At 72.9% G+C, this 16,280-nt stretch carries 17 protein-coding genes; 9 read left to right on the forward strand and 8 right to left on the reverse strand.

All coding sequences use genetic code 11. The annotated features are described in order from the left end of the window. Positions 1-254: 254 nt before the first annotated feature. Entirely contained in the window at positions 255-713 is a 459-nt protein-coding gene (locus tag ABZ318_RS14465) for a sigma factor-like helix-turn-helix DNA-binding protein (protein ID WP_356902782.1), read from the reverse strand. A 31-nt stretch (positions 714-744) separates the two neighbouring features. Further along, positions 745-1,266 (reverse strand): MarR family transcriptional regulator, encoded by a 522-nt coding sequence (locus ABZ318_RS14470; RefSeq protein WP_356902784.1) that lies wholly within the window; start codon positions 1,264-1,266, stop codon positions 745-747. A gap of 149 nt (positions 1,267-1,415) precedes the next feature. On the opposite strand from ABZ318_RS14470, the gene ilvA reads away from it, so the two are divergent. The 3 genes from ilvA (at position 1,416) to ABZ318_RS14485 (ending at position 4,683) form a co-directional block, all read left to right on the forward strand. After that, positions 1,416-2,645 (forward strand): threonine ammonia-lyase, encoded by a 1,230-nt coding sequence (gene ilvA / locus ABZ318_RS14475; RefSeq protein WP_356902786.1) that lies wholly within the window; start codon positions 1,416-1,418, stop codon positions 2,643-2,645. 158 nt (positions 2,646-2,803) lie between these two features. Then, positions 2,804-3,832: an ATP-binding cassette domain-containing protein gene (locus ABZ318_RS14480; RefSeq protein ID WP_356902787.1), complete on the forward strand. Its 1,029-nt coding sequence runs from the start codon at positions 2,804-2,806 to the stop codon at positions 3,830-3,832. Continuing rightward, positions 3,829-4,683, forward strand: a complete 855-nt coding sequence (locus tag ABZ318_RS14485) for an ABC transporter permease (protein WP_356902788.1) — start codon at positions 3,829-3,831, stop codon at positions 4,681-4,683. The genes ABZ318_RS14480 and ABZ318_RS14485 overlap by 4 nt, the downstream gene beginning before the upstream one ends. A 78-nt stretch (positions 4,684-4,761) precedes the next feature. Here the strand turns inward: ABZ318_RS14485 and greA are convergent, their stop codons facing one another. Both greA and ABZ318_RS14495 read right to left on the reverse strand, forming a co-directional pair. After that, on the reverse strand, positions 4,762-5,259 hold the full coding sequence (gene greA, locus ABZ318_RS14490; RefSeq protein WP_356902789.1) for a transcription elongation factor GreA: 498 nt from the start codon (positions 5,257-5,259) through the stop codon (positions 4,762-4,764). Positions 5,260-5,449: 190 nt separating this feature from the next. After that, positions 5,450-5,851, reverse strand: coding sequence for a DUF4307 domain-containing protein (locus ABZ318_RS14495; RefSeq protein WP_356902790.1), 402 nt, complete (start codon positions 5,849-5,851; stop codon positions 5,450-5,452). Between the two features lie 99 nt (positions 5,852-5,950). On the opposite strand from ABZ318_RS14495, the gene mca reads away from it, so the two are divergent. Next, positions 5,951-6,832 (forward strand): mycothiol conjugate amidase Mca, encoded by an 882-nt coding sequence (gene mca, locus ABZ318_RS14500; RefSeq protein ID WP_041130962.1) that lies wholly within the window; start codon positions 5,951-5,953, stop codon positions 6,830-6,832. After that, on the forward strand, positions 6,825-7,058 hold the full coding sequence (locus ABZ318_RS14505) for a hypothetical protein (protein WP_356902791.1): 234 nt from the start codon (positions 6,825-6,827) through the stop codon (positions 7,056-7,058). Before mca ends, ABZ318_RS14505 begins: the two co-directional genes overlap by 8 nt. A 137-nt stretch (positions 7,059-7,195) precedes the next feature. Here ABZ318_RS14505 and ABZ318_RS14510 read toward each other — a convergent pair whose 3' ends face one another. Continuing rightward, a complete protein-coding gene (locus tag ABZ318_RS14510) occupies positions 7,196-10,618 on the reverse strand; it encodes a tetratricopeptide repeat protein (RefSeq protein WP_356902792.1) in 3,423 nt (1,140 codons plus the stop codon). Between the two features lie 110 nt (positions 10,619-10,728). Between ABZ318_RS14510 and ABZ318_RS14515 the strand changes: the two genes are divergently transcribed. Beyond that, a complete protein-coding gene (locus tag ABZ318_RS14515) occupies positions 10,729-12,750 on the forward strand; it encodes a thioredoxin domain-containing protein (protein ID WP_356902793.1) in 2,022 nt (673 codons plus the stop codon). 111 nt (positions 12,751-12,861) lie between these two features. Here the strand turns inward: ABZ318_RS14515 and ABZ318_RS14520 are convergent, their stop codons facing one another. Next, positions 12,862-13,269: a rodlin gene (locus ABZ318_RS14520; RefSeq protein ID WP_356902794.1), complete on the reverse strand. Its 408-nt coding sequence runs from the start codon at positions 13,267-13,269 to the stop codon at positions 12,862-12,864. A 95-nt stretch (positions 13,270-13,364) separates the two neighbouring features. Then, a complete protein-coding gene (locus ABZ318_RS14525) occupies positions 13,365-14,405 on the reverse strand; it encodes an LCP family protein (protein ID WP_356902795.1) in 1,041 nt (346 codons plus the stop codon). A 117-nt stretch (positions 14,406-14,522) separates the two neighbouring features. Here ABZ318_RS14525 and ABZ318_RS14530 point away from each other — a divergent pair, with 117 nt between their 5' ends. Beyond that, on the forward strand, positions 14,523-14,729 hold the full coding sequence (locus tag ABZ318_RS14530; protein WP_356902796.1) for a hypothetical protein: 207 nt from the start codon (positions 14,523-14,525) through the stop codon (positions 14,727-14,729). A gap of 72 nt (positions 14,730-14,801) precedes the next feature. Here the strand turns inward: ABZ318_RS14530 and ABZ318_RS14535 are convergent, their stop codons facing one another. Beyond that, positions 14,802-15,212, reverse strand: coding sequence for a rodlin (locus tag ABZ318_RS14535; protein ID WP_356902797.1), 411 nt, complete (start codon positions 15,210-15,212; stop codon positions 14,802-14,804). A gap of 219 nt (positions 15,213-15,431) precedes the next feature. Here ABZ318_RS14535 and ABZ318_RS14540 point away from each other — a divergent pair, with 219 nt between their 5' ends. After that, positions 15,432-15,845: a rodlin gene (locus tag ABZ318_RS14540; protein WP_356902798.1), complete on the forward strand. Its 414-nt coding sequence runs from the start codon at positions 15,432-15,434 to the stop codon at positions 15,843-15,845. Between the two features lie 175 nt (positions 15,846-16,020). Beyond that, positions 16,021-16,254, forward strand: coding sequence for a chaplin (locus tag ABZ318_RS14545; RefSeq protein WP_356902799.1), 234 nt, complete (start codon positions 16,021-16,023; stop codon positions 16,252-16,254). The last annotated feature ends 26 nt before the right edge of the window (positions 16,255-16,280 follow it).

Consider the following 16,280-nt stretch of genomic DNA (forward strand, 5'->3'; position numbering starts at 1 on the left):
AGCACGGCCGAGACCCCGAGGACCGTCCCCGTCCGCCCGGCCGACGTGTTCTCGGTGAGCACCGTGCGCTCACCGAGGAACGCCGACGTCGTCCGACCCCGAGGTGCCGACCGCCGCCGAGGAGGCCGCGGGTGCCGAGCAGCCGCCGCACCGCCGCCTCCCTGTCCTCGTACCGGCTCATGCGCAGCCCCCCGACCGGCTCCCGGCGGCATCCTCCCGCCGGCTCCCCGCACCGGCCCCGTACCGGTTCCGGCTCATGCCGCTGCCCGGGCCGCGGCTCCGAGCGCGGCGACCGAGCGGGCGCACACCGCGCGGACGCGGGCCTCGGAGAGGCCGAGCAGGGCCGCGACCTGCTCCTCCGCGACCCCCTCGTACAGCCGCAGGACGACGACGAGCCGCTCCTGCGGGGAGAGCGCGGCGAGCACCCCGCCCTGCCCGCCGTGACGGCGCCAGGCGGTGCGGGCGAAGCGGGCGGCGAGCTCGCGGCGCGCGAGGTCGTACGGGTCCTCGTCGCGCAGCCGGTCCCACATCGCGTACGTGTGCGCGAGGGCGGCGGTCAGCAGGGCCTGGGCGTACGGGTTGTGGGCGCGGGTCTCGGCGGTGAGCAGCGTCGCGGCGTGCAGCAGCCGCCCCGCGGCCCCGGCCACGAACGCCTCGAACTCCCTTGTGCGGTGGGCGTGTTCGGCGCCCCGTCCGCGCTGCTGCTCTCGCACCTCCTCATCTGAGGACAGTGCGGGTGCGGGGTCAAGAGGTCTGCGTGGACCCGGTCCCGGCCGGTGCGTGGCCCGTGTGCGCCGACTGCCGTTCGGACAGGGCGGTGTTGAAGCGGGTGAGCAGGGTGCAGAAAGACTCCCGCTCGTCCGGGGTCCAGCCCTCCGTGACCTCGACCATCAGCTGCCGGCGCGAGGAGCGGACCTCCTCCAGGCGCGCGAGGCCGCGCGGCGAGAGCTGGAGGACGACCGCCCGCCCGTCCTCCGGGTGCGAGGTCCGCTTCACCAGGCCGGTGTCGACGAGCGGGGCGACCTGGCGGGTCACGGTGGACGAGTCGATCCCCATGCCCGCGGCGAGCGCCTTCACGCCCATCGGGCCTTCCTGGTCGAGGCGGTTGAGGAGGAGGTAGGCGGCGCGGTCCATGGAGTTGCGGAGCTGGCCGGTGCCGCCGAGGCGGGTCTGCTCGGCGCGGCGGGCGAAGACGGCCACCTGGTGCTGGAGGGCATCGAGGAGACCGGGGTCGAGCGCAGTCGTCATGTCCTGGGAATGGGGCATGGCTGTGGGTCTCTCTCGTGCGGGGGTGGTCGGTCGGTGGGGGACAGAGTACGCGGCCCCGCCGGGGTCCGTACCGGCGCTGCGCAAACCCGTTCGGCGGCCCGTCCGCCGGGCGGCCACGGGGGTCGTGAGCTGCGAGACTTGCTGTCATGAGCTTCCGTACGCCAGACCCCTTGCACCGGCTGATGCTCGACGACGTGCGGGGGGCGCAGAAGATGCTGGCCGGGGTGGCCAGGATGACGGCGATGGAGGGCAGCCGTCATCTGTCCTCGCTGGTGGGAGCCCCGGTCCACCTCAAGTGCGAGAACCTGCAGCGGACCGGTTCCTTCAAACTGCGCGGGGCGTACGTACGGATCGCCGGGCTGCGGCCCGAGGAGCGGGCGGCCGGAGTGGTCGCGGCCTCCGCCGGCAACCACGCGCAGGGCGTCGCGCTCGCCTCGAAACTGCTCGGGGTGCACGCCACCGTCTTCATGCCGGTCGGCGCCCCGCTGCCGAAGGTCGCGGCGACCCGGGAGTACGGCGCCGAGGTCCGGATGCACGGCCACGTCGTCGACGAGACGCTCGCGGCGGCGGAGGAGTACGCCCGCGAGACCGGCGCGGTCTTCATCCACCCCTTCGACCACCCCGACGTCATCGTCGGGCAGGGCACGGTCGGCCTGGAGATCCTGGAGCAGTGCCCCGAGGTGAGGACGGTCCTCGTCGGCATCGGCGGCGGCGGGCTCGCGGCCGGCATCGGCCTCGCGGTGAAGTCGGTGCGCCCGGACGTGAAGGTGATCGGCGTCCAGGCGGAGGGCGCGGCCGCCTACCCGCCCTCGCTGGCCGCCGGGCACCCGGTGGTGATCGAGACGCCGGTGACGATGGCCGACGGGATCAAGGTCGGACGCCCGGGCGACGTGCCGTTCGCCCTGATCCAGGAGTACGTCGACGAGGTCCGCACGGTCTCCGAGGACGCGCTCTCCTCGGCGCTGCTGCTCTGCCTGGAGCGGGCGAAGCTGGTGGTCGAACCGGCCGGCGCGAGCCCGGTGGCGGCCCTCCTCGCCGACCCGACGTCCTTCCGGGGGCCGGTCGTCGCGGTCCTCTCCGGCGGGAACGTCGACCCCCTGCTGCTCCAGCGGATCCTGCGGCACGGCATGGCCGCCGGCGGGCGCTATCTGAGCCTGCGGCTGCGCGTCACCGACCGGCCGGGGGCGCTCGCGACCCTCCTCGCGGTCCTGACGGTGGTCGACGCGAACGTCCTGGACGTGAGTCACGTACGGACCGATCCGCGCCTCGGACTGACGGAGGCGGAGGTCGAGCTGCACCTGGAGACGAAGGGCCCGGAGCACTGCCGGGAGGTGGCGGAGGCGCTGCGGGAGGCCGGCTACACGGTGCTCGGCTGACGCCCGCGCGCACGCCTCCCGGGTGCGCCCGGGACGGACGCGGAACGGACGCGAGGCGCGTCCGACCGTGTGCCCGAGGTCGGGGATTCACCGGGCGAGGCCCTTCCCGAAATCCTAGGATCGGTAGGAAACGCCCGAATCTCCCTGGGAGAATCCACATGCCAGGCGCGATATACGCCGAGGGTCTGGTGAAGACCTTCGGGGACGTACGAGCTCTGGACGGGGTGGACCTCGACGTGCCGGAGGGCACGGTCCTCGGTCTGCTCGGCCCGAACGGGGCGGGGAAGACGACCGCCGTGCGGGTCCTGACGACCCTGATCAAACCGGACAGCGGAAGAGCCGTCGTCGCCGGGATCGACGTCCTCGAGCACCCCGACGCGGTCCGCCGCTCGATCGGTCTCTCCGGCCAGTTCGCGGCCGTCGACGAGTACCTCACCGGCCGCGAGAACCTCCGGATGGTCGGACGGCTCTACCAGATGAAGGCGAAGACGGCGAAGGCGCGGGCCGACGAGCTGCTCGACCGGTTCCACCTCTCCGACGCCGCGGACCGGCAGGCCAGGACGTACTCCGGCGGCATGCGCCGCCGCCTCGACCTCGCGGCGGCCCTCGTCGTCTCCCCGCCGGTCATGTTCATGGACGAGCCGACCACCGGCCTCGACCCGCGCAACCGGCAGGAGCTCTGGGAGGTCATCAAGGAGCTCGTCGCCGGCGGTACGACCCTGCTCCTCACCACCCAGTACCTGGAGGAGGCCGACCACCTCGCCCACGACATCTGCGTCGTCGACCACGGCCGGGTCATCGCCCGCGGCACCTCCGACCAGCTCAAGGCCCGGACGGGCGGCGAGCGCGTCGAGGTCGTCGTGCACGAGCCGGAGATGATCGCCGACGCCCGGGACGTCCTCGCCCGCTACGGCGTCGCGGGGATCGGCCACGGCGAGGTGTCCGTCGAGGAGCACACCCGCAAGCTCACCGTCCCCGTCACCGGCGGCGCCAAGCTGCTCGCCGAGGTCATCCGCGACCTGGACGGCGTCGGCGCCGAGATCGACGACATCGGGCTGCGCCGCCCGACCCTCGACGACGTCTTCATCTCCCTCACCGGCCACGCCGCCGACCGGGGAGAGGAGGAGGGCGAGCGGCGCGAGCCGGCGGCCGGCGGCCGGAAGAGCCGGAAGGAGACCGTGAAGTGACCACCGTCCTGGGATCGGCCGACGGGCTGACCGCCCCGCGCCCGCGCGGGGGGATCGCCCAGTCCGTCAACGACTCGCTCGTGATCGCGCGCCGCAACCTGATCAGGATGTCCCGGATCCCCGAGATGATCATCTTCGGGCTCATCCAGCCGATCATGTTCGTGGTGCTCTTCAGCTACGTCTTCGGCGGCTCGATGCAGATCGGCGCCTCGACCTCCCCGACCGTCTACCGCGAGTTCCTGATGGCCGGCATCTTCGCCCAGACCGTCACCTTCGCCACGGCCGGAGCGGGCGCGGGCATCGCCGACGACATGCACAAGGGCCTGATCGACCGCTTCCGCTCCCTGCCGATGGCCCGCGGCGCGGTCCTCACCGGCCGCACGCTCGCCGACCTGGTCCAGACGACGCTCACCCTCGTCGTCCTCGCGATCGTCGCCCTGCTGGTCGGCTGGCGCATCCACGAGGGCGTCCCCAAGGCGCTGGGCGCCTTCGCCCTCCTGCTCCTCCTCGGCTACGCCTTCTCCTGGATCGGTGCGCTGATCGGCCTCTCCGTCCGCACCCCGGAAGCGGCGACCTCGGGCGGCCTGATCTGGCTCTTCCCGGTCACCTTCATCTCGAACGCGTTCGTGGACTCCGGCAAGCTGCCCTCCTGGCTGCAGCCCGTCGCCGAGTGGAACCCGTTCAGCGCGACCGTCCAGGCCTGCCGCGAACTCTTCGGCAACCCCGGCGTCTCGCCCTCCGACGCGTGGCCGATGCAGCACCCGGTGTGGGCGTCGCTGCTCTGGTCGATCCTGATCATCGCGGTCTTCCGGACCCTGTCGGTCCGCAAGTACCGCTCGGCGACGGCCTGACCCCTCGGGGCCTCCGGCCCCGGGCACGACGAAGGGCCGGCCCCCACGGGGGCCGGCCCTTCGCTCAAGGAGTGCGGATCAGCCGGTGTACGGCTTCGCGCTGAGGATCCTCACCGTGGCCTTCTTGCCGTTCGGCAGCTCGTACTCCGCGTCCTCGCCGACCTTCTTGCCGTTGACGCCGACGCCGAGCGGCGACTGCGGCGAGTACGTCTCGATGTCGTCGCTCGCGTACTCGCGGGAGGCGAGCAGGAAGTCCAGCGTGTCGTCCTCGTCGCCGTCGAAGGCGATCGTGACGACCATGCCGGGCGCGACGACGCCCTCTTCGGCCGGAGCCTCGCCGACCTTGGCGTGCTCCAGGAGCTGGGTGAGCTGGCGGACCCGGAGCTCCTGCTTGCCCTGCTCCTCCTTGGCCGCGTGGTACCCGCCGTTCTCGCGCAGGTCGCCCTCTTCGCGCGCCGCTGCGATCTTGGCGGCGATCTCGGTACGCGCGGGACCAGTCAGGTACTCAAGCTCGTCCTTGAGCTTGGTGTACGCCTCCTGGGTGAGCCAGGTGACGTTGTCGCTGGTCTGGGTCACGGGTGCTCCTCGTAGGTACTGGGAATACAAAGCATCGCCCTACACGGAAAAGCGGTGCTGTCCCGGGTGGGCGAAACCACGAGCCTAACAATGAGTGGCGAAAAGCGGGAGGACATAAACCACCAAGATGGCGTCTCCCCAGGTCACCGAGGTGACTCGCCGGGACTCGACACCCCGTCCCTACCCACCGCTACCGGGCCGTACACCCGAGGAGCTCGGCGCTCGTCGCGCGGGCGGTCGTGCGGAGCGAGAAGACGCGGTCGACCCGGCCGGCGGCGTCGTCGATCCGGACGTCCTTGCGGGCCACCTCGGTCCCGTCCTCGGAGCGCGAGCGCAGCGTGCAGACGCCCTTGACGCCCTCGTCCTTGCGGATCTCCAGGTGCACCTGGACCTCGTCGGCGCTCACCACGTCGAACTTGATCATCTCGGCGCTGATCTTGTTGTCGACGACGTAGTGCCAGCCGAACCAGCCCATCATGCCGAGGAAGAGGACCCCGAGCACCGCACCGGTGATCCTGAGCTTGCGGTCGGCCCGCTCGTCCGCGGAGCGCCCGTAGCGCCCCTCGGGCAGCTGCTCTCGCACCGCGCTCATGGGTGATCCTCTCGAAGCCGGGGGTGGCGGAATTTTCACTCCCCCGATTCCGTCACTATAAGAGACCACCCTCCGCGTCGAATCACTGAGGATCGAGTCTTGACTGAGCAGCTGCGACTGATGGCCGTTCACGCCCACCCCGACGACGAGTCGAGCAAGGGTGCGGCCACGATGGCCAAGTACGTGTCCGAGGGGGTGGACGTCCTGGTGGTGACGTGCACGGGCGGCGAGCGCGGCTCGGTCCTGAACCCCAAGCTCCAGGGCGACCCCTACATCGAGGCGAACATCCACGAGGTGCGCCGCAAGGAGATGGACGAGGCCCGCGAGATCCTCGGCGTCTCCCAGGAATGGCTCGGATTCGTCGACTCGGGCCTCCCCGAGGGCGACCCGCTGCCCCCGCTGCCCGAGGGCTGCTTCGCCCTGGAGGACGTCGACACGGCGGCCGGGGCGCTGGTCCGCAAGATCCGCTCCTTCCGTCCCCAGGTCGTCACGACCTACGACGAGAACGGCGGGTACCCGCACCCCGACCACATCATGACCCACAAGATCACGATGGTGGCCTTCGACGGCGCGGCCGACGCCGAGAAGTACCCGGAGGCCGAGTTCGGCCCGGTCTGGCAGCCCCTGAAGCTCTACTACAACCAGGGCTTCAACCGCCCCCGCACCGAGGCCCTGCACGAGGCCCTCCTGGCGCGCGGCCTGGAGTCGCCGTACGGGGACTGGCTGAAGCGCTGGGACGAGTTCGGGGGCAAGGCGCGCAACCTCACCACGCACGTCCCCTGCGCGGACTTCTTCGAGACCCGCGACAAGGCCCTGATCGCCCACCGCACCCAGATCGACCCCGACGGCGGGTGGTTCCGGGTGCCGATGGAGATCCAGAAGGAGGTCTGGCCGACGGAGGAGTACGAGCTCAGCAAGGCGCTGGTCCCGACCTCCCTCCCCGAGGAAGATCTCTTCGCGGGCATCCGCGACAATGCCTGACATGAGCGCACACCTGGCACTGACCCAGCTTGTCCCCTTCGCCGCCAAGGAGCTGGACAAGAACAAGGTGACCCCCGGCGTCCTCGGCTTCGTCGTCTTCGCGGTCCTGGCCCTCGCGGTCTGGCTGCTGATGAAGTCGATGAACCGCCACATGGGCAAGATCTCCTTCGAGGAGACCCCGGACCCGACGACCCCGGAGACCCCGGCGTCACCCGCGGCCAAGTAGCCACCCGACGGCCCGTGCCCCCCGGTACGGGCCGTCGCGCCTGTCGGCCCCCGTCGTGGGCATGCGTTCCGCCGGGGCGAGGGGCCCCCTTGCCCCGCGGGACGATCGCCCACACGGCGGGGGCACCGCCACGGCCCTCACGCCCCCGGCGGCACGCCCAGGACCTCGCGGGCGGAGCGGGTCGGGACCAGGCCCAGGTCCCAGGCCTGCCAGGGGGTCGACGGGGCGATGCCCCGGTCCAGGAGCAGGCCGTGGGCCTCGGCGCAGTCGTCGAGCCTCGGGTCGCGCGCCGGATGCCGGTCCGCGGCCAGCGCCGCGAGCTCCTCGCGCGCCGACGCCACCCCCGGCTCCGGACTGCCCGGGACCGCGTGCGGCAGCAGCCCGCAGCGCAGCAGACGGGCCCAGTCCGAGCCCCGCCGGTCGCCGTACCCCTCGAAGAGCGACCGCGCCTCCTCGCACAGCGCGAGCGCCTGCGGGACCCGCCCGTTCCCCGCGTCGACGATCGCGAGCTCCAGACAGGCCCACGCCTCGCCGTGGGCGACCCCGATCCGGCGGAAGTCCGCCCGCGCGTCCACGAGCAGCTGCCGGGCGAACCCCGAATTCCGCAGGTTGCCCGCCCGCGCCGCCTGCTGGTCCCGGGTGGCCCGGCCCAGGTGGTGCCGGGCGGACGCGAGGCCGTACAGATCCCGCATCCGCGAGAACATCGACCGCGCCCGCCCCAGCTCCCGCACCGCCTCGTCCCGGTCGCCCCGCTCCTCCAGGGCCTGCCCCAGGTAGTACAGCGTCCACGCCTCGCCGCGCGCGTCCTCCTGCTCCCGGTGCCGGGCGAGCGCCCCGCGCAGCTCCTCCACCGCCGGCTCCGCCTCCCCGGCGGCGAGCCGCGCCCGGGCCAGCTGGGTCAGCGCCCAGGCCTCCCCGCGCCCGTCGTGGACGCGCCCGTACGTCTCCAGGGCGCGCCGCAGCTCGCCCTCCGCGCCGGCCGTGTCGCCCCGGACCAGCAGCACCTGCCCGCGCTGGAAGTGCGCCCACGCCTCGCCGTGCAGCGACTCGTGCTCCCGGTGCAGGGCGAGCGACCGTTCGAGCAGCGCCGTCGCCTCGGCCAGACCGCCCCGGTCGCGCTCCACGGCCGCCAGCGCGTGCAGCGTCCAGCCCCGGTCGGCGGCCAGGGACTCCGGCTCCTGGAGCGCGAGCGCCTCCCGCAGGCGCGCCGCGGCCTCCGCCAGCCGCCCCTGGTGGTGCAGGGTGATCCCCAGCGAGCAGAGCGCGAGCGCGGCTCCGGCGTCCTGGTGGGCCTCCTGGTAGAGGGAGACGACCGAGGTCAGCGTCTTGTGGGCCTTGTCGAGCTCGCCGAGCTGCCGGGCCGCGATGCCGGTCCGCCACCGCACCGAGCGCGTGAGGAGCCCCTGCCCGACGGACTCGGCCAGCTCGTTGATCTCGCCCAGCCGGTAGAGGTCGCCGCGCAGCAGGCAGTAGTCGCAGAGCGCGCTGAGCAGACCGAGGACGGTCTGCTGGTCGACGCCCTCCGCGTGCCGCAGGGCCGCCGTGAGGAAACTGGACTCCTCGTCGAGCCAGCCGAGCGCCGCCTCCAGGGAGCCGAAGCCGTGCCCGTCGAAGCGGTCGGCCCGGGTCGACATCTTGCCGTCGACCATCCGGATCACCGCGTCGGCGAGCTCCGCGTGGTTCCGGACGAGCCGCTCCTGCGCCGCCGCGACCTCGGCCGCGTCCTCCTCGTCCAGGAGCCGGCCGGTGGCGAAGGCGCGCACCACGTCGTGCAGCCGGTAGCGCTCCCCGCGCACGTGGTCGAGCAGCCCGGCCGCGGAGAGCTCCCGCAGCCTCCGGGCCGCCTCCGGCCCGCTCCCGCCGAGCAGGGCGGCGGCCGCCGCCGCGCCGAGGGACGCCCGCCCGGCCAGCGCGAGCCGCCGGAGCAGCTGCCGGGCGTCCTCGTCGAAGTCGAGGAAGTACCGTACGGAAAGGGCGCGTCCGACGGGGTCGTCGCCCCAGCCGGGCCGGGCGAGGACGTGCGCCAGGTCGTCCATGGAGCGGCCCCCCAGCAGGGAGCCCGCGACCCGCAGCGCCAGCGGCAGCCCGCCGCACAGCTCCCGTATCCGCTCGAAGGCCTCGGCGTCGTACGGGCCGGGGTCGGGCGCGCCGGCCGTCGCGCGCAGCAGCTCCTCGGCGCCCGCCGCGTCGAGCGCGGCCACCGGCAGCGCGTGCACCTCGGCGGGTACGTCCTCGCCGAGGTCCAGCGGCTCCCGGCAGGTCACGAGGATCAGGCTGTCGGACCGCTCCGGCAGCAGGGCCCGCACCTGTCCGGGGTCGGCGGCGTCGTCGAGGACGAGCACGACGGGCACTCCGCTCAACTGCCGCTGGTACAACTCGGAGAGCTGCCGCACCTGTTGCTCCGCCGAGGCGCCCTCGCGGAAGAGCAGCCGGTCGCGCGGGGCGCCGAGCCGGTTCAGCAGGTGCAGCAGGGCCTCCCGGGTGGTCGCGGGCCGCTCGCCGGTCGCACCGCCCCGCAGGTCCACCACGCAGGCCCCGCGGAACTGGTCGCGCAGCGCGTGGGCGGCCCGCACGGCGAGCGCGGTGCGGCCGGAGCCGGGCTCGCCGTGCAGCAGCACGACGGTCGGCCGGGTGACCGGCGCGGCCCGCCCGGCCCGCACCCACCGGGTGATGCGGGCCAGCTCCTCGCGCCGGCCGGCGAACACCCCGCCGGGGTCGGGCAGATGCCCGAAGGACCGCTCCAGCACGACCCGGGCCCGAGCCGCCGCACTCCGATCGACCCGCCGCCCCCCACCCGCACCGACCCCCGCCTTGGACACCCCACCTCCGCCCGCACCCGCCGCGCCTCCGACCGCGCCCGCCTCGAATGCCCCGGTCCCGCCCGACGGGCCCCCGAGTCCCGAACCCTCGGCCTTCCCCAGGCCGGCCACGCCCCCGCCCGCACCGGCCTCGAACCGCCCACCCCCGGCCTCCGAAGCCCCCGGCTCACTCACCCCCGACCCGCCCGCACTCGAACGCTCCGCCGAAGGCGCCTCCCGCTCCAGGAACGGCCGTATCCCCTGGGTCTCAAGGGCCGTCAGCCAGGCGAGCCGTGACTGCTCGACCACGTCGGGCCGCCCCGGCTCACCGGCCCCGCCGCCGCGCCCCGCCGTCCCGCCGCGCCCCGCCGTCGCGCGGAGGACGGTCGCCGCCGCACCGGCCACGGCGACCGCCGCGCCCGCGCCGAGTGCCGTCCCCGCCGTCGTGCCGAGCGCCAGGTCCGCGCCGAAGGCGGCGGCCGCGGCGATGCCCGTGACCAGGGCGGGACCCCCGGTCACCGGACCGGTGAAACGATCCGCCGACCGCGTCGCCCGCCCGGCCGCCTCCGCCTCCTCCACCGCCCTCAGATAGACCGCGTAGGCGCCACCGGCGCCCTCCGCGGCCCCCACCATCGCGTCCAACTCCGCCCGGCCCCGCGCGAGGAGCACCTCCGCGTCGGCCCGGCCCCCGGAGGCCCGTACCTCCTCCGCGACGGCCCGTTCCAGCAGCCGCTCGGCCTCGGCCCGGTGACTCTCCCGCATCTGCGTTCCCCCTCCGCACGTGCCCGACGAATCCGGCCCAGTGTCCTGCGTCGCGCGCGTCGGCGCGAGGGAGCGGGGAAAGGAGGAGACCGCTGCGGCAGGATGGGTACATGCCGAACCGACTGGCCCATGAGACCTCCCCGTACCTCCTGCAGCACGCCGACAACCCGGTCGACTGGTGGCCGTGGTCGGCCGAGGCCTTCGAGGAGGCCCGGCGCCGCGACGTCCCCGTGCTGCTCAGCGTCGGGTATTCCAGCTGTCACTGGTGCCACGTCATGGCGCACGAATCCTTCGAGGACGACACCACCGCCGCCCTGGTCAACGACAACTTCGTCGCCGTGAAGGTCGACCGCGAGGAGCGTCCCGACGTCGACGCCGTCTACATGGAGGCCGTGCAGGCCGCGACCGGCCAGGGCGGCTGGCCGATGACCGTCTTCCTCACCCCGGACGCCGCCCCCTTCTACTTCGGTACGTACTTCCCGCCCGAGCCCCGCCACGGCATGCCGTCCTTCCCGGAGGTCCTCGAAGGCGTCCGGGCCGCCTGGGCCGACCGGCGCGGCGAGGTCGACGAGGTCGCGGACCGCATCGTGAAGGACCTCGCGGGCCGCTCCCTCGCCTACGGCGGCGACGGCGTCCCCGGCGAGGAGGAGCTGGCGGGGGCCCTGCTCGCCCTCACCCGTGAGTACGACGCGACCCGCGGCGGCTTCGGCGGCGCCCCCAAGTTCCCGCCGTCGATGGTCCTGGAGTTCCTGCTCCGCCACCACGCCCGTACGGGCTCCGAGGGCGCCCTCCAGATGGCCGCCGACACCTGCGAGGCGATGGCCCGCGGCGGCATCTACGACCAGCTCGGCGGCGGCTTCGCCCGCTACGCCGTGGACCGGGCCTGGGTCGTCCCGCACTTCGAGAAGATGCTCTACGACAACGCCCTGCTCTGCCGGGTGTACGCGCACCTGTGGAAGGCCACCGGAAGCGACCTGGCCCGCCGGGTCGCCCTGGAGACCGCCGACTTCATGGTCCGTGAGCTCCGCACCCCCGAGGGGGGCTTCGCCTCCGCGCTCGACGCCGACAGCGACGACGGCACCGGCAGGCACGTCGAGGGCGCCTTCTACGTGTGGACCCCGGCGCAGCTCACCGAGGTCCTCGGCGCCGAGGACGCCGCCCTCGCCACCGCCCACTACGGCGTCACCGAGGACGGCACCTTCGAGCACGGCAGCTCCGTCCTCCAGCTCCCGCAGGAGGCGGGTCCGGCCGACGCCGACCGGATCGCCTCGATCGCGGCCCGGCTCCTCGCCGCCCGCGAGGAGCGGGCGCGCCCCGGCCGTGACGACAAGGTCGTCGCGGCCTGGAACGGCCTCGCGATCGCCGCCCTGGCCGAGACCGGCGCCCTCTTCGACCGCCCCGACCTGGTCGAGCGCGCCACCGAGGCCGCCGACCTCCTCGTCCGCGTCCACATGGACGAGACCGCCCGGCTCACCCGGACGTCCAAGGACGGCCGGGCCGGGACGAACGCGGGGGTCCTGGAGGACTACGCCGACGTCGCCGAGGGGTTCCTCGCCCTCGCCGCCGTCACCGGCGAGGGCACCTGGCTGGAGTTCGCCGGCTTCCTCCTGGACATCGTCCTCGACCGCTTCACCGCCGAGGGCGGCGCGCTGTACGACACGGCCCACGACGCCGAGGCCCTCATCCGGCGCCCCCAGGACCCCACCGACAACGCCGCCCCGTCGGGCTGGACCGCCGCCGCCGGAGCGCTCCTCTCGTACGCCGCGCACACCGGCTCCGAGGCCCACCGCGCCGGCGCCGTGGGCGCCCTCGGCGTGGTCAAGGCCCTCGGCCCGCGCGCGCCCCGGTTCATCGGCTGGGGCCTGGCCGTCGCCGAGGCCCTCCTCGACGGGCCCCGTGAGATCGCCGTCGTCGGCGACCCCGCCGACCCGGCCTTCCGGGAGCTGCGGCGTACCGCGCTCCTGGCCACCACGCCCGGCGCGGTCCTCGCCACCGGAGCCCCGGGCGGCGAGGAGTTCCCGCTCCTGGCGGACCGGCCCCTGGTGGGCGGGGCGGCCGCCGCGTACGTCTGCCGTCACTTCACCTGCGACGCCCCGGTCACCGACCCGGCCGAGCTGCGCACGAAGCTCTGACCCGACGACCCGACGACCCGACGACCCGACGGCCCCGGCCCGGAACGGGGACGGCCCCGCGACCCCTCCGAGGAGGGGCGGCGGGGCCGCGCCGTGTCCTGGCGTCGGGGCTCAGTCGTTGCCGGCGCCGTTGCCGGAGAGCACGGGGATGTCGCTGAGGATGTGCGACAGCGGCTCGTCACCCTTGGCCTGGGTGGAGTTCTCGGTGCACTGCTGGTTCTGCGGGGAGGACAGGACGTTGATGTCCTGGACCGAGATCGGGATGGCGCCGAGGATCGAACCGGCGTTGACCTTGGCCGGCAGGCCGACGCAGGGCTTGTTCAGGGAGCCCTGGACGAGCGCGAACTGCGGGCTCATGTTGCCGTAGGTGTAGGAGTTGCCGAACTCCTGGTGGGCGCCGTTTCCGCTGAGCGAGGTGGTGCCACCGTCGTCGGAGGTCGCGAGCGCCTGCCCGGCACCCGCCGCCGTCGCGCCGAGGACCGACGCGGCCACTGCGGCCGTCGCCAAGAGCTTCTTCATTGTTCAGGCCTTTCGGGTACTGGCCCCGCTGAGTGCCGAGCCGCGCTGATCAACTGGTCAGCGGCCCGGAGGTTCCGGGAAGTCCACCGGACGGGCTACGGGCAGATGAGCGAAGACCCCTTGGCGGGCCGGTACGCGGCTGCCGGGATCTCGCTCGGCGCGACGGCGTCGGCGGCCGGCAGCGGCCGGTCCTCGGCCAGGCGCCCGAAGACCTCCGGGGCCCCTTCCTCGTCCCATCCGACCGTGGACCCGACGCCCTCGATGTCCGGGTTGAAGCCCCGTACGGGTACGGTCGCGAACTCCATGCGCCCCGGGGGCAGGTCCCGCAGGTGCGCGGCGAGCGTCAGCAGCTCCGCCCCGGAGATGCCCCGCTCGGCCGCCGCCGTCCCGCGCAGGGTCGCCGCGAAGGCCTTCAGCCGTTCCGGGTCGTCGAGGATGCCGTCGCGGAGCCGCTCCAGGGTGTTCACCACGAACTGCTGCTGCTTCCGGATGCGGCCGAAGTCCATCTGCCCGTCGGCCTTGCGGGACCGGACGTACTGGAGGGCCTCCCCGCCCGCGACCCGCTTGGTCCCGGGCTGGAGGTCGATGCCGGTGGACGGGTCCTTGAGCGGCTGCGCCGTACAGACCGGGACGCCGCCGTCGACGCGGTCCACGGTGTCCATGAAGCGCCGGAAGTCGATCTCCAGGTAGCGGTGGACGGACAGTCCGGTCATCGACTCGACGGTCTCCACGGCGAACGCGGAGCCGCCCTCCGCCCAGGCGCCGTTGATCTTCGCCTGGTGGGCGGCGTGCGTCTTCCCGGTGCGCCGGTCGCGGTGCCCCGCGGGGAAGGAGGCGAGGGAGTCGCGCGGCAGGCTCACGACCTCGACCCGGTCGTTCGCCGCCGAGACGTGCACGAGCATCATCACGTCCGTGCAGTCGCACTCCTTTCCGCCGAGGTGGAAGCGCTCCTTCTCCTCCGCGGTGACGCCCTTGCGGCTGTCGATGCCGACGACGAGCAGGTTCAGCCCCTTCTCGGGGGCCGGGAGGCCGGTGGGGGCGAGGGCGAGGGCGCCGGGAGCGAGGGCGGAGAGGGTGGCGAGAGCCGCCGCGGCGAGCAACGGACGCCGGGACAGCCGTGGACGCGGGAATTTCATGTCCGTACCGTATTTCGACCCGCTCGCACACAGGTACGCGACGCGACATGAACAGGACGAATCACTCTCCTGCGGCGCCTGTGTAATGATGCGGGAATCGCAGCGGAAGGAGCGAAAATGGCGCCGGGCCCCGGAAAATGGGAACGGATGGCCTTCATTCCGAAGAGCCGATATGTGAGTGACCCGCCTCCGGCGGACAGTAATCCGTTCCCCGTCTATTCCGAGCTGGTCACGCAGTGGGTGCAGGCGGGACGGGCGGTGCCGGGGATGCCCGACCGGGAGTGGGAGCGCCTGATGGCGGCGCCGGTCTGGCCGAACTGGTGAACCGGTGGACGAAAGGGGCCGCCCCGGAGGGCGGCCCCTGACATGTGAACGCCGTCGCGCTCAGGCGGAACGTCAGTCGTTGCCGACGCCGTTGCCCGACAGGACCGGGATGTCGTCCAGGATGTGCGACAGAGCCTCGTCACCCTTGGCCTGGGTGGAGTTCTCGGTGCACTGCTGGTTCTGCGGGGAGGACAGGACGTTGATGTCCTGGACGGTGATCGGGATGAGCCCGATGATCGAACCGGCGTTGACCTTGGCCGGCAGGCCGACGCAGGGCTTGTTCAGGGAGCCCTGGACCAGTGCGAACTGCGGGCTCATGTTGCCATGGGTGGCGGAGTTGCCGAACTCCTGGTGGGCGCCGTTGCCGGACAGCGACGTGGTGCCGCCGTCGTCGGCGGTGGCGAGGGCGGGGGAGGCCACGGCGGCGGTGACGCCGACGATGGAGACGGCTGCGGCCGCGGTGGCCATAACCTTCTTGATCACGGGAGTTCCCTTCTAGAACCGGCTCCGTGCAGGGAGCGACCTGATCAACAGGGCGTCGGACGCAGGGGTTCCGTTGTGTCACCCTCATGGCGGAGCGCGCGTGACAGCGCGAAACGGGCACCCAGTCGAACGAGTGAAGCGCCGGAACCAAAGCCCGCGACCGCAGTTGATCCCGTCGCATCAATCAGGTCGATTGGTGGGAACAGGAACGGAATCACCGTGATCAAGAAGATTATGGCGGCTGCGGCTGTGACGGCCTCTGTTGTCGGCGCTTCTGCTGCGGCGGCCTCCCCGGCGCTCGCCACCGCCGACGACGGCGGCACGACCTCGCTCAGCGGCAACGGCGCGCACCAGTCGTTCGGCAACTCGAAGACCACCGGCAACAAGAGCCCCCAGTTCTCGGCCGTCCAGGGCTCCCTGAACAAGCTCTGCCTCGGTGTCCCGGCCAAGGTCAACGCCGGTTCGATCGTCGGCATCCTCGTCCCGGTCACCGTCCAGGACATCGACGTCCTGTCCTCCCCGCAGAACCAGCAGTGCGTGGAGAACTCCACCCAGGCCAAGGGTGACGAGCCGCTGTCGCACCTCATCGAGGACATCCCGGTCATCTCCGGGAACGGCGCCTACAACGGCTGATCCGTTTCGCGCACCACGGGGCCGGAGGGAGCGAACGGGTTCCATCCGGCCCTGCCCATGCGGGCAATGGGGTGAAAGAGAAGGTGTCGGTGTTATTTCTGTTTCCTTTGTGCGGCATGTTCGTTGTGTCGTGTGCAGCGGAAATTCATTCCGCCGAGGAAAGGATCCAGACGAAATGAACTGCAAGAAGGTCGCGGCCGTCGTCGCCGGAATCGTCATGGCCATGGGTGTGGCGTCGCCCGCCTTCGCCGACGTGGAAGCGACCGGTGTCGCCGCCGGTTCGCCGGGCTTCCTCTCCGGGAACGTCGTCCAGATCCCGATCCACGCCCCGATCAACGTCTGCGGCAACAGCGTGAACATCATCGGTCTGCTGAACCCGGCCGCCGGCAACACCTGCATCAACGCCTGAGTCCCGGCGCCCGCGGGCACGGAGGG

This window comes from Streptomyces sp. NPDC006197 (assembly GCF_040613865.1).
Classification (GTDB): Bacteria; Actinomycetota; Actinomycetes; order Streptomycetales; family Streptomycetaceae; genus Streptomyces.